General features: G+C 69.7%; 13 protein-coding genes. 9 read left to right on the top strand and 4 right to left on the bottom strand.

Translation table 11 applies throughout. The annotated features are described in order from the left end of the window. The first annotated feature begins 55 nt into the window (after positions 1–55). A complete protein-coding gene (locus AWC03_RS23070; RefSeq protein ID WP_167542632.1) occupies positions 56–1,312 on the top strand; it encodes a M18 family aminopeptidase in 1,257 nt (418 codons plus the stop codon). Positions 1,313–1,326: 14 nt separating this feature from the next. Further along, complete coding sequence (locus tag AWC03_RS23065) at positions 1,327–1,674, top strand: VOC family protein (RefSeq protein ID WP_085243001.1); 348 nt, start codon at positions 1,327–1,329, stop codon at positions 1,672–1,674. 8 nt (positions 1,675–1,682) lie between these two features. On the opposite strand, the gene AWC03_RS23060 is transcribed toward AWC03_RS23065, so the two are convergent. Next, the gene (locus AWC03_RS23060; protein ID WP_085243000.1) at positions 1,683–2,078 is read right to left on the bottom strand and encodes a nuclear transport factor 2 family protein; all 396 of its coding nucleotides are present in this window, start codon (positions 2,076–2,078) and stop codon (positions 1,683–1,685) included. Between the two features lie 125 nt (positions 2,079–2,203). Between AWC03_RS23060 and AWC03_RS23055 the strand changes: the two genes are divergently transcribed. Genes AWC03_RS23055 through AWC03_RS23045 form a run of 3 tightly spaced genes read left to right on the top strand, consistent with a single transcriptional unit; the run spans position 2,204 to position 5,966 of the window. Continuing rightward, positions 2,204–2,992 (top strand): MmyB family transcriptional regulator, encoded by a 789-nt coding sequence (locus AWC03_RS23055; protein WP_085242999.1) that lies wholly within the window; start codon positions 2,204–2,206, stop codon positions 2,990–2,992. 18 nt (positions 2,993–3,010) lie between these two features. Beyond that, positions 3,011–5,308 carry a phosphoribosylformylglycinamidine synthase subunit PurL gene (gene purL, locus AWC03_RS23050; RefSeq protein ID WP_085242998.1) on the top strand — a complete coding sequence of 766 codons (2,298 nt, stop codon included), beginning with the start codon at positions 3,011–3,013 and terminating at the stop codon, positions 5,306–5,308. A gap of 19 nt (positions 5,309–5,327) precedes the next feature. After that, positions 5,328–5,966 carry an Rv0804 family intramembrane glutamic endopeptidase gene (locus AWC03_RS23045; protein WP_142278488.1) on the top strand — a complete coding sequence of 213 codons (639 nt, stop codon included), beginning with the start codon at positions 5,328–5,330 and terminating at the stop codon, positions 5,964–5,966. Here the strand turns inward: AWC03_RS23045 and AWC03_RS23040 are convergent. After that, a complete protein-coding gene (locus AWC03_RS23040) occupies positions 5,948–7,162 on the bottom strand; it encodes an MCE family protein (protein ID WP_085242997.1) in 1,215 nt (404 codons plus the stop codon). The two genes, AWC03_RS23045 and AWC03_RS23040, sit on opposite strands and share 19 nt — an antisense overlap. A 19-nt stretch (positions 7,163–7,181) precedes the next feature. Here AWC03_RS23040 and AWC03_RS23035 point away from each other — a divergent pair, with 19 nt between their 5' ends. The 3 genes from AWC03_RS23035 to purM all read left to right on the top strand — a co-directional run bounded on the left by AWC03_RS23035 (position 7,182) and on the right by purM (position 10,402). Next, complete coding sequence (locus tag AWC03_RS23035) at positions 7,182–7,571, top strand: sterol carrier family protein (RefSeq protein ID WP_085242996.1); 390 nt, start codon at positions 7,182–7,184, stop codon at positions 7,569–7,571. Between the two features lie 138 nt (positions 7,572–7,709). After that, positions 7,710–9,236 carry an amidophosphoribosyltransferase gene (gene purF, locus AWC03_RS23030; RefSeq protein WP_085242995.1) on the top strand — a complete coding sequence of 509 codons (1,527 nt, stop codon included), beginning with the start codon at positions 7,710–7,712 and terminating at the stop codon, positions 9,234–9,236. Positions 9,237–9,307: 71 nt separating this feature from the next. Beyond that, positions 9,308–10,402 (top strand): phosphoribosylformylglycinamidine cyclo-ligase, encoded by a 1,095-nt coding sequence (gene purM / locus AWC03_RS23025; protein ID WP_085242994.1) that lies wholly within the window; start codon positions 9,308–9,310, stop codon positions 10,400–10,402. A gap of 62 nt (positions 10,403–10,464) precedes the next feature. On the opposite strand, the gene AWC03_RS23020 is transcribed toward purM, so the two are convergent. Next, positions 10,465–10,644: a DUF3073 domain-containing protein gene (locus tag AWC03_RS23020; protein ID WP_085242993.1), complete on the bottom strand. Its 180-nt coding sequence runs from the start codon at positions 10,642–10,644 to the stop codon at positions 10,465–10,467. Positions 10,645–10,788: 144 nt separating this feature from the next. Continuing rightward, a complete protein-coding gene (gene ygfZ / locus AWC03_RS23015) occupies positions 10,789–11,871 on the bottom strand; it encodes a CAF17-like 4Fe-4S cluster assembly/insertion protein YgfZ (RefSeq protein WP_085242992.1) in 1,083 nt (360 codons plus the stop codon). 98 nt (positions 11,872–11,969) lie between these two features. On the opposite strand from ygfZ, the gene AWC03_RS23010 reads away from it, so the two are divergent. Further along, entirely contained in the window at positions 11,970–12,842 is an 873-nt protein-coding gene (locus AWC03_RS23010; protein ID WP_090421314.1) for an aminodeoxychorismate lyase, read from the top strand. The last annotated feature ends 8 nt before the right edge of the window (positions 12,843–12,850 follow it).

Below are 12,850 nucleotides of genomic sequence, written 5' to 3'. Positions count from 1 at the left end.
CGCGCAATCGGGCCCAGCGTGGCGACGGCTGTCGCCGACAGCCATGATGTTGAACATGCCGGCCAGCGCCGCAGGCCTCTGCGATTTCATCGACGGTTCTCCATCGCCGTTTCACGCCTGCGCGACGGTGGCCGCGCGGCTGGCCGCCGCGGGTTACACCGAGCTGCGCGAGGCCGAGCGCTGGCCGGACGAACCGGGTCGCTACTTCACCGTGCGGGCAGCCTCGTTGGTCGCCTGGCACTCCGCTGGGGCCGACGGCCCGTTCCGGATCGTCGGCGCACACACCGACAGCCCGAACCTGCGGGTCAAGCAGCATCCGGATCGGCTGGTGGCCGGATGGCGAGTGGTGGCCCTCGAGCCGTACGGGGGAGCATGGCTCAACTCGTGGCTGGACCGCGACCTCGGCCTGAGTGGACGGCTGTCGGTGCATGACGGCGGCGGGATCGAGCACCGGCTGGTCCGGATCGACGAGCCGATCCTGCGCGTACCGCAACTGGCCATCCACCTGGCCGAGGACCGTAAATCGCTGACGCTGGATCCGCAGCGACACCTCAACGCGGTGTGGGGCGCCGGCGCGGAAACGAGGTCGTTCGTCGACTTCGTCGCCGAACGCGCCGGGGTGTCGCCCGCCGCCGTGCTGGGCGCCGACCTGATGACCCACGATCTGACCCCGTCGACGGTGGTGGGCGCCGACGCCGACCTGCTCAGCGCGCCTCGGCTGGACAACCTGACCAGCTGCTATGCCGGCATGGAAGCGCTGTTGACCGCCGAGCCGCGGGGTTTCCTGCCCGTGCTGGTGCTCTTCGACCACGAAGAGGTCGGTTCGTCCTCCGATCACGGGGCCCAGTCCGACCTGCTGGGCACCCTCTTGGAGCGGATCGTGCTGGCGGCCGGCGGCACTCGGGAAGACTTCCTGCGCCGACTGCCCGACTCGTTGCTGGCCTCGGCCGACATGGCGCACGCCACCCACCCCAACTATCCAGAGCGCCACGAGCCCGGCCACCTCATCGAGGTCAACGCCGGCCCGGTGCTCAAGGTGCACCCCAATCTGCGGTACGCCACCGACGGACGCACGGCCGCGGCCTTCGCCCTGGCCTGTGAGCAGGCCGGCGTCGCCCTGCAGCGCTACGAGCATCGCGCCGACCTGCCGTGCGGGTCGACGATCGGGCCGCTGGCCTCGGCCCGGACCGGGATTCCCACCGTCGACGTCGGTGCCGCGCAACTGGCGATGCACTCCGCGCGGGAATTGATGGGCGCGCACGATGTGGCCGCCTATTCGGCGGCGCTGCAAGCTTTTCTGTCGCCCCGCTGACTTACGATCCGGCCATGACGCTCAACGTAGAAATGGTCACCTTCGACTGCAGCGCTCCCGCGGGGCTGGCTGGCTGGTGGGCCGAGCAGTTCGGCGGTACGACGCAGGAGTTGCTCGCCGACGAGTTCACCGCGGTGACCCTGCCGGAGGGACCCAAGCTCGGATTCCAGAAGGTGTCCGACCCCACCCCCGGGAAGAACCGCGTGCACCTCGACTTCAGCGCCACCGACGTCGATGGCGAGGCGGCGCGGCTGACGGCTGCCGGGGCCAGCGAGGTCGGCCGGCACAGATTCGGCGACAACTTCCGCTGGGTGGTGCTGGCCGACCCCGAGGGCAACGTCTTCTGCGTCGTGGGGCAGTAGCTCGCCGCTCAGCCGCGGGCGAGGAAGAGCGGGTCGTAGCGGATGACGTTCTCCACGACGATCCCGCCGCGGGTGCGAACCCGGTCGAGCCCCCGGATCTGGAACGGCCCGTCGGGACCGGTGCCCCGACCCACATAGTGCACGAACACCAGCTCCTCGCCCTCGGCGGCGCCGGGCACGGTGGCGCTGTCCACCACCTCGAGCTTCAAATCCGGTGCGGCGTCCAGTATCTCGGCGATCTTCGCCGTGTAGGGTTCGATACCGCGGACCGGCTCGGGGTCGCCCGGCCAATAGCCCACGATGTCGTTGGCCAGGATCTCGAAGCCGCGCGACATGCTGGGCGCGGCCCAATACGCGGCGAATACCTCGGCGCTGAATTTCGGGGCGGATTGGACGTCGGTCATCGGTTCTCCTTGGGTCGGGCGCTCCGATCGAGCGCGTTGCGCCAAGCGTGTCGCGGCGGTGTGCGGCGGCACAATTACCTCCGAGGTCATCGCTACGGGTCCGCGGCCGTGGTTAACGTGGCTTCGTGAACCACGCGGCGGTAGGTGTCCTGTTGCGCGAATGGCGCGAGCGTCGACGGGTGAGTCAGCTCGACCTGTCGCTGAGTGTGGGCGTGTCGGCGCGTCATCTGAGCTTTGTCGAGACGGGCCGCTCGCGCCCCAGCCCGGAGATGGTGCTCGCCCTCGCCGAGGGTCTCGACGTTCCGCTGCGGGAGCGCAACACGCTGCTGCTCGCGGCCGGGTTCGCGCCGCGCTACCCGTCGCGTTCGCTGGAGGATGCCGCGCTGTCCCCGGCCCGTGACGCGGTGCAGCGCCTCCTCGATGCCCACGATCCCTATCCGGGCATCGTGATCGACCGCTGCTGGAACATCGTGGGCGCCAACGCCGCGGCGTCGGCGCTTACCGCCGGCCTGCCCGACGATCTGCTCGGCCCGCCGACCAACGTCTACCGGTTGTCGCTGCACCCCGACGGCCTCGCCGGGCGGACCCTGAATTTTCCCGAATGGGCGGGCTACCTGCTGCAACAGTTGCGGCGCACGATCGCGCTCACCGGCGACCCGGGATTGCAGGCGCTCGACGACGAGGTGCGCGGCTATCCGGGAGTTGAAGCGGCCGCCAAGGCATGGAGCTCGCCGCACGACAACGCCGCACTGCTCGTTCCGTTCGAGCTCGATGCCGGCGGCGGGCAACGGCTGTCGATGTTCACCACGCTGACGACGTTTGGGACCCCGCTCGACGTCACGCTCGCCGAGCTCGCGGTCGAGCTGTTCTATCCGGCCGACGCCGCCAGCGCCAGCCTGCTGCGCGGCCGGTAGCGCTCTTACACTGTTCAGGTGACTGTCTCCGGGACGAGCTCGCATACCCACACCATCGACACCGTCGAGCACGCCGCCGCCAGCCCCGACGAGCCGCAGCCGTTCGCCGAGCTGGGGCTCAAAGACGACGAGTACCAGCGGATCCGCGACATCCTGGGCCGCAGGCCCACCGACACCGAGCTGGCGATGTACTCGGTGATGTGGAGCGAACACTGTTCGTACAAGTCGTCGAAGGTTCACCTGCGCTACTTCGGTGAAACCACCACCGACGACATGCGTGCGGGCATGCTGGCCGGCATCGGCGAAAACGCCGGCGTGGTGGACATCGGCGACGGCTGGGCCGTCACCTTCAAAGTCGAGTCCCACAATCACCCGTCCTACGTCGAGCCCTACCAGGGCGCGGCGACCGGCGTCGGCGGGATCGTCCGCGACATCATGGCCATGGGGGCCCGGCCGGTCGCGGTGATGGACCAGCTTCGGTTCGGCGCCGCCGACGCCCCCGACACCCGCCGGGTGGTCGACGGGGTGGTCCGCGGCATCGGCGGCTACGGCAACTCGCTGGGGCTGCCCAACATCGGCGGCGAGACGGTCTTCGATGCGTGCTACGCCGGCAACCCGTTGGTGAACGCGTTGTGCGTGGGCGTGTTACGCCAGGAGGACCTGCATCTGGCGTTCGCCTCGGGCGCCGGAAACAAGATCATCCTCTTCGGCGCGCGCACCGGACTGGACGGCATCGGCGGGGTGTCGGTGCTGGCGTCGGACACGTTCGACAGCGAGGGATCCCGCAAGAAGCTGCCGTCGGTGCAAGTGGGCGACCCCTTCATGGAGAAGGTGCTCATCGAATGCTGCCTCGAGCTCTACGCCGCCGGCCTGGTAATCGGCATTCAGGATCTGGGTGGGGCCGGATTGTCCTGCGCCACATCGGAACTAGCGTCGGCGGGCGACGGGGGTATGGCGATCGAGCTGGACACCGTCCCGCTGCGCGCCAAGGACATGACGCCCGCCGAGGTGCTCTGCAGCGAGTCGCAGGAGCGCATGTGCGCCGTAGTCGCCCCGGAGAACGTCGAAGCCTTCTTGGCGGTGTGCCGCAAATGGGAGGTGCTGGCCACGGTTATCGGCGAGGTCACCGACGGTGACCGGTTGCGGATCACCTGGCGCGGCGAGACGGTCGTCGACGTGCCGCCGCGCACCGTGGCGCACGAGGGCCCGGTCTACCAGCGGCCGGTCGCGCGACCCGAATCGCAGGACGCGCTCAACGCCGACCGCTCAACACGCCTCCCGCGGCCGGCGACCGGGGACGAGTTGCGTGCGACTTTGCTTGCGCTGGTGGGTAGCCCGCACCTGTGCAGCCGTGCCTTCATCACCGAACAATACGACCGGTACGTGCGCGGCAACACCGTGCTCGCCGAGCACGCCGACGGCGGGGTGCTCCGGGTCGACGAGACCACCGGCCGCGGCATCGCGCTGTCGACAGACGCGTCGGGGCGCTACACACTGCTCGATCCCTACGCCGGGGCGCAACTCGCGCTGGCCGAGGCCTACCGCAATGTCGCCGTCACCGGCGCCACCCCGGTCGCGGTCACCAATTGCCTCAATTTCGGCTCCCCGGAAGATCCCGGGGTGATGTGGCAATTCTCGCAGGCGGTGCGGGGATTGGCCGATGGGTGTGCGGCGCTTGGTATTCCGGTGACCGGAGGCAACGTCAGCTTCTACAACCAGACCGGCTCTGCGGCAATCCTGCCCACGCCGGTGGTCGGCGTCCTCGGCGTGCTCGATGACGTCGCCCGGCGCATCCCCACCGGCCTGGGCGGCGAACCCGGCGAGACCCTGATGCTGTTGGGGGAGACCCGCGACGACTTCGACGGTTCCATCTGGGCGCAGGTGACGGCCGACCATCTGGGTGGGTTGCCGCCCGCGGTCGATCTGGCACGCGAAAAGCTGCTCGCCGAGGTGTTGAGCGCGGCGTCTCGCGACGGGCTGGTGTCCGCGGCGCACGACCTGTCGGAGGGCGGCCTCGCGCAGGCCATCGTGGAGGCGGCGCTGGCGGGCGAAACCGGTTGCCGCATCGTACTTCCCGAGGGCACCGACCCGTTCGTGGCGTTGTTCTCCGAGTCGGCCGGCCGAGTCTTGGTGGCGGTGCCGCGCACCGAGGAGAGCCGGTTCAGGGCGATGTGCGAGGCGCGCGGACTGCCCGCGGTGCGCATCGGCGTCGTCGATGAGGCCTCCGACGCCATCGAAGTTCAGGGCCTGTTCACCGTGTCGCTGGCCGAACTGCGTGAGACGTCCGAGGCGGTGCTGCCTCGCCTGTTCGGATGAGCAGTAGCGAACAATCCTGATGAGTGACAGCGGCTTTCGTTGGGCCCGTGCCTTCTTGTTGGCCGCCGCCCTGGTCGGCTGGAGCTTCGTCGGCCCGCGACTGCCCACGGCTTGGCGGACGACGCTACAGGCCGGTGCTGCCGGGTTGCTGGTGCTTGTGACGCGCGCACCGCTGGGGCTATCTCCGCCGCGGCTGTGGTCGGGGCTGCGGCTGGGATCGGCGACCGGCGCGGCGGCGGCGACGGTGATCGCCGCGACGACGACGGTGCCGATGGTGCGGTCGTCCATGGCCGGCCGTGCGGCACCCGGCTCAACGCCCGGCTGGCTGCTGCTGCAGATCCCCGTCGGGACCGTCTGGGCCGAGGAGGCCGCGTTCCGTGCGGCGCTGGCCACCGCCGCTTCCGGCGCCTGCGGCGCAGCGGGTGGAAAACTGATGCAGGCGGCGACCTTTGGGCTCTCCCATATCGCCGACGCGCGGGTGACGGGGGACCCGGTGCTGGGCACCGTGCTGGTGACGGGCGCCGCGGGGTGGCTGTTCGCTTGGCTGGCCGACCGCTCCGGCAGCCTCGCCGCGCCCATGCTGGTGCACCTGGCCATCAACGAGGCCGGCGCGATCGCCGCACTGAGCGTGCGGTGGCGTCAGGGATTGATGGTGTAGTCGCCCACCTGGCGGCCCCACACGTGCTCGAGGAAAAGTGGCGAGCCGAGCTCGAAGTGGTTGTAGGGAGCCATGCTTGCGCCGGTATCCATGACCAGAAACGGCGCCGGCCACAGCTGCCGGGTGATCGTCTGCCAGCAGCCCGGCCGGCCGCCGGGACCGCCCCTGGCGTTGGTGCGGGGCAGGTTCTCCGGCCAGATATACGGATTCGGCGCCCCGGCGATCGCGCCCGCGGCGTGCGCGCCCAGGGAGTAGCCGTTGTCGCCGAGGGCGTTGTGGATCCTGGGACCGACCTCGGCGAAATTGCGTATGGTGCAGAAGATCTCCGGGCTGTACTCGTCGAGCAGCCGGCTGGAGGTGAGCAAATCGTCGGCCCCCCGCGCGAGGTAGGGTCCGCCGCGGCCGAAGACGTCCGCGCCCGTGCCGCCGAGCCCGGCCGCGGCGAGCAACGCCGCATCCAGATCGACGTGCTGACGGTCGAGCGTGCGTGCCGCGGTCACCGCGTCGTCGAGCGCGGCCCACAGGTCCGGTGAGGCGTTGGCGTAGGCCTCGCCGAGGGCGGCCAACCGCGCGACGTCGCTGCGGATTTCGCCCATCCGCGGGTTCACGTCGTCGAGGATCGTGTTGCCGTTGACCACAGAGGCGCCGAACCTCGCGCCCAATCCGGTCAGGGCTTGCGCGGCCGCGCCGAGCGTCAGGTTCAACTTGACCGGGTCCACCTTCTCCGCGATCGAGACGAGCGTCTCGAACACGGTGTTGAACTCGGTGGTCACCGACGTCGCCTCGATCACCGTCGCCGGTGTGATCGGTTGCGGCGCGGGGCGGGGCGGCGGGCTCAGCGCGACGTACTTATTGCCGAACACCGTGGTCGCCTTGATGCTGGCCGCCACGTTGGCCGGGATCCGGTTGAGATACCTGGGGGTGATGTCGAGCACCAGCTTGGCGGCCGGCTTGCCGCCACGGGTGATCTCGGAAATGCCGGCCACCCGGCCGATCTGGACCCCGTTGTAGGTGACCTTCGAGCCGGGGTCCAGGATCAAGCCGGCCCGGTCGGCCACCATGGTGAGCTTCGTCGTCGGCGTGAGGTCACCCCGGAACTGCAGGTACAGCAGCGACCCGACCAGCCCCATGATGACCACCGTCACGAGCCCGACGGACTTGTACGGTGGCCCGCGCCGCACGCGCCGACGCTCCATGAGTTTGAGACCCTAGGGTATGGCCGCCCGCCAAAAGGCCGATCCGGCGAAGACTCGGCAGGCCGTGTTGGACGTCGCGGACTGGCTTCGCGACGAATCCCGGCCGGCCCCCGACCGCGAGAGCCTCGGCACCGCCGTCCGGCTCACCGCCCGCACCCTGGCCGCTGTTGCACCCGGTGCCAGCGTCGAGGTGCGGATTCCGCCCTTCGTCGCGGTGCAGTGCATCGCCGGGCCCAGGCACACCCGTGGCACGCCGCCCAACGTGGTGGAGACCGATCCGCGGACGTGGTTGCTGCTGGCGACCGGGCAGTTGTCCTTCCAGCGGGCGAAGGACACCGGCGCGCTGAGCCTCTCCGGCTCTCGGGCCGGTGAGATCCAACACTGTCTGCCCCTGTCCGACCTCAGCTGAATATAACCGTGAGCTGCAGCTTTACAGTCGGAGGCGGGAATTTTCGCCGCTCAACACGCGCTGTTAATTCGCGGTCGCGGGCGTCGGACCCGTAGACTCCGTTACGTCACCAACCGTTCCCCAGGGAGCCCCCCAATTGTGACCATCCAGGAACCCGAGCAGGACCTGAACTCCCCACGTGAAGAGTGTGGCGTATTTGGGGTCTGGGCCCCGGGCGAGGACGTCGCAAAGCTCACCTATTACGGCCTGTACGCGCTGCAGCATCGCGGGCAGGAAGCCGCGGGCATCGCCGTCGCCGATGGGTCACAGGTGCTCGTCTTCAAAGACCTGGGCTTGGTCAGCCAGGTGTTCGACGAGCAGACGCTGGCGGCGATGCCGGGCCACGTGGCCATCGGCCATTGCCGCTACTCCACCACCGGCGACACCACCTGGGAGAACGCACAGCCGGTGTTCCGCAACACCGCCGCCGGCACCGGCGTCGCCCTGGGGCACAACGGAAATCTGGTCAACACCGCCGAGCTGGCCGCCCGTGCCCGCGACGCGGGTCTGATCGCCCGGCGCTGCCCCGCCCCCGCGACGACGGACTCGGACATCCTGGGCGCGCTGCTCGCGCACGGCGCGGCGGATTCCACCCTCGAGCAGGCCGCGCTGGACCTGCTGCCCACGGTGCGGGGCGCGTTCTGCCTGACCTTCATGGACGAGAACACGCTGTATGCGTGCCGCGATCCGCACGGCGTGCGGCCCCTTTCACTCGGCCGGCTGGACCGCGGCTGGGTGGTGGCCTCCGAGACGGCGGCCCTCGACATCGTCGGCGCGTCGTTCGTCCGCGACATCGAGCCCGGCGAACTGCTGGCGATCGACGCCGACGGGGTGCGCTCCACGCGCTTCGCCAGCCCCACCCCCAAGGGCTGCGTCTTCGAGTACGTCTACCTGGCGCGCCCGGACAGCACACTGGCCGGCCGGTCCGTGCACGCCACCCGGGTCGAGATCGGCCGCCGGCTGGCCCGCGAATGTCCGGTCGAAGCCGACCTGGTGATCGGCGTCCCGGAGTCGGGCACCCCCGCCGCGGTCGGATACGCGCAGGAGTCCGGCATTCCGTACGGGCAGGGTCTGATGAAGAACGCCTACGTCGGGCGGACCTTCATCCAGCCGTCCCAGACCATCCGCCAGCTCGGTATCCGGCTGAAGCTCAACCCACTTCGCGAGGTGATCCGCGGCAAGCGGCTCATCGTCGTCGACGACTCGATCGTGCGCGGGAACACCCAGCGTGCGCTGCTGCGCATGCTGCGCGAGGCCGGGGCCGTCGAAGTCCACGTGCGGATCGCGTCGCCGCCCGTGAAATGGCCGTGCTTCTACGGCATCGACTTCCCGTCGCCGGCCGAGCTGATCGCAAATGCCGTGCAGGACAAAGAGGAAATGCTCGAAGCGGTGCGGCACGCCATCGGCGCCGACTCCCTTGGCTACATCTCGTTGCGGGGCCTGGTCGCGGCGTCCGAACAACCCGCGTCGCGGCTGTGCACCGCCTGCTTCGACGGCCGGTATCCGATCGAGCTGCCCGAGGAGACGGCCCTGGGCAAGAACGTCATCGAGCACATGCTCGTCAACGCCGCGCGCGGAGCCGGGCTCGACGATCTGGCTCCCGACGAAGTCCCGATCGTCCACTGACGGACGTCCGGTGCGCCGCTTCCACCACGTTTGATCACGGCGGTCGGCGGCGCCCGGTAGCCTTTATCGCGATGACGGATCCCGGAAAAAGCCCCGGACGCAACCCGGGCAGCCACGGCATCACCTACGCATCGGCCGGGGTGGACATCGAGGCCGGCGACCGCGCCGTGGAGATGTTCAAGCCGCTGGCGACGAAGGCCACCAGACCCGAGGTGCGGGGCGGCCTGGGCGGGTTCGCCGGGTTGTTCGCTTTGCGCAACGACTACCGCGAACCCCTGCTGGCGGCGTCCACCGACGGCGTGGGAACCAAGCTGGCGGTGGCCCAGGCGATGGACAAGCACGACACCGTCGGGCTGGACCTGGTCGCGATGGTGGTCGACGACCTCGTGGTCTGCGGCGCCGAGCCGCTGTTTCTGCAGGACTACATCGCGGTGGGCCGGACGGTACCGGAACGCCTCAGCGCGATCGTGGCGGGCATCGCCGAGGGATGCGTGCGTGCCGGCTGCGCGCTGCTCGGCGGCGAAACCGCCGAGCACCCGGGTCTGATGGAACCCGACCACTACGACATCTCGGCTACGGGCGTCGGCGTCGTCGAGGCCGACGACGTGCTGGGACCCGATCGCGTCAAACCCGGCGACACGATCATCGCGATGGGATCCTCCGGCCTGCATTCCAATGGCTACTCGCTGGCCCGCGCGGTGCTACTCGAGATCGACCGGATGAACCTGGCCGGCTACGTCGAGGAGTTCGGTCGGACTCTGGGCGAAGAGCTGTTGGAGCCGACGCGGATCTACGCCAAAGACTGCCTGGCGCTGGCCGCCGAGACCCATGTCCGCACGTTCTGCCATGTCACCGGAGGTGGGCTGGCCGGCAACCTGCAACGCGTCATCCCGCACGGCCTGGTCGCCGAGATCGACCGGGGGACCTGGACGCCCGCACCCGTGTTCGCCATGATCGCCCAGCGTGGTCGGGTGACGCGGGAGGAGATGGAGAAGACGTTCAACATGGGCGTGGGCATGGTCGCCGTGGTCGCGCCCGAGGACACCGACCGTGCCCTGGCCATCTTGACGGCCCGCCACTTGGACTGCTGGGTGTTGGGGACTGTGTGCAAGGGCGGTAAAGAAGGCCCGCTGGCAAAGCTCGTCGGACAGCACCCGAGGTTTTAAACGGCCGAAGCCGGGTCAGCCCCGGCGCAAGGCGGATTGCGCCGGCATTGGCGCGGTGAGTGTCAGCGGCGCCAGTCGTCGCTGTCTTCCCAGGAGTCGCCGGCGCCATCGTCCTCCAGCTCGGCGGTTTCCTCACCGCCCGACAGTTCGCGCTGAAGCCGCTGAAAGTCGGTCTGCGGAGAACTGTATTTGAGTTCTCGAGCAACCTTGGTCTGCTTTGCCTTAGCCCGGCCGCGGCCCATGGGGGAACCCCCTCGCGCAATAACGGAGCGGCCCGAATCAGGCGGCTCCGATCTCCTGGTGTCGTTATTGTCCTGCCGACAGTTTACCGTGCCTTGCGGTCGGGCGTCGGTGCCCCCTGCCGCTGTGGCGGACGTCATCGACGATTATCTCGCACCGCCCCGCAGCCGTTCAACGGCCAGCCGTCCCGCACCGATCTGTTCCGTCGGCGGCAACGAATCGGCGTCGATCACCGCAGCCACCGCGCCCTGCGGACCGGTCGCCAGCTCGGTGCCGGCCGGCACCCCGCGCTTCACCAGCGCCAGGGCCACGGGCCCGAGGTCCACGTGATCCACCACGGTGCCGAGGCGGCCGATGGCGCGACCGCCGGCGAGCACCGGGTCACCCGTCGACGGCCGCTCCACTGAGCCGTCGAGGTGCAACAGCACAAGCATCCGGGGCGGTTTACCGAGGTTGTGCACGCGGGCGACCGTCTCCTGCCCCCGGTAACAGCCCTTGTCCAGGTGAACCGCGGAGCCGATCCACCCCACCTCGTGCGGAATCGTGCGCTCGTCGGTGTCGACGCCCAGTCGCGGCCGCAGCGCCGCGACCCGGTGCGCTTCGTAGGCCCAGACCCCGGCGGGTCGCAGACCGGCCTGCGCCAGACGTTCCTGCCACCGGGCGGAGTCGTCGCGCGGGACCAGCAGATCGAGTTCGATCTGTCCGGCGGGGGCGCCGGGCATCCGGCGCACGAAGCCACCGCCGGCAAGCGGAACCGCCGTCAGCTCGGCGGGCAGGGCGTCCAGGCCGAGCGCATCGAGCACCGCCCGGTCGGCCAGGCGCGGACCCAACAGCGAGAGCACGGCCAGGTCGGCGGCTGCCGGGGAGACGTCCGACCAGAACACCATTTTGCGCAGATAGGCCAGCAGCGGTTCGCCCCGCCACGGTTCGGTGTCGAGGTAGGTGGTGCCGCCGAGTTCGGTTTGGATCCAGTGGTCCTCGACGCGCCCTTGGCCGTCGAGGCTGAGGTTCTGCGTGCTGGCGCCCTCGGGGAGGTCGCTGACGTGTTGGGTGGAGATGCTGTGCAGCCATTTCTGGCGGTCCCCACCGATCAGGGTGAGCACGGCGCGGTGCGAGCGGTCCACCACTACCGCGCCGGTCTCGGCCGCGCGCTGCTCGCCCAGCGGATCGCCGTAATGCCAAACGGCGCCCGCGTCGGGTCCGGTATCGGGTGCAGGTACTGCAGACACACATCAACTCTACGGACCGGTGCGCGGTCCATCCGACGAGCGTGCGGGCGGCTTTACGTTCGCGGCTAGGCTTTACCCCCATGGCAGGCCAGACGGGTGTGATCGTCACGCTGGACGGCGCGATCCATCCGCCCGATGTGCCGCTGCTGCACGCCGACGACCTGGCAGCGGTCCGCGGCGACGGCATCTTCGAGACGCTGTTGGTCCGCGACGGCAGGCCCTGTCTGGTCGAGTCCCACCTGCAGCGGCTGACCCAATCGGCCAGGCTGATGGATCTGCCCGAGCCCGACCTGCCCGCCTGGCGCAGCGCGATCGGCGTGGCCGCCGGGCAGTGGGCGGCGGGCACCGCTGATGAAGGCGCAATGCGCCTCATCTACAGCCGCGGCCGGGAGAGCGGAACGGCGCCGACCGCCTACGTGATGATCACCGCTGTCCCGGATCGCGTGACGGCGGTTCGGCGGGAGGGCCTGGCCGCCATCACATTGGACCGCGGGCTGGCCGCCGCCGGTACCGACGCGATGCCGTGGCTGCTGGCAGGGGCCAAGACGCTGTCCTATGCGGTGAACATGGCCGCCTTGCGTCATGCCGCCCGGCAGGGCGCCGGTGACGTGATCTTCGTCAGCTCGGACGGCTACATCCTGGAAGGCCCTCGCTCGACCGTGGTGATCGCGACCGATGCCGAGCCGCCGGGAGGCGGGAACCTGTGCCTGCTGACACCCCCGCCGTGGTATCCGATTTTGCGGGGCACCACGCAGCAGGCGCTCTTCGAGGTGGCGCGGGCCAAGGGCTACGACTGCGACTATCGCGCGCTACGGCCCGCCGATCTCAATGCCGCGCAAGGAATCTGGTTGGTCTCGAGCATGACGTTGGCGGCGCGGGTACACACGCTCGACGGTCGTCCGCTCCCCAGGTCGCCGATGGCCGCGGAATTCGCCGCGCTGATCGACTCCGCGATCGTCAGCGATCGCTAAGCGCTGAA

This window comes from Mycobacterium europaeum (genome assembly GCF_002102155.1).
Taxonomy (GTDB): Bacteria; Actinomycetota; Actinomycetes; order Mycobacteriales; family Mycobacteriaceae; genus Mycobacterium; species Mycobacterium europaeum.
The sequence above is the reverse complement of the archived record's forward strand: the minus strand, read 5'-3'. Positions and strand labels throughout refer to the sequence as shown.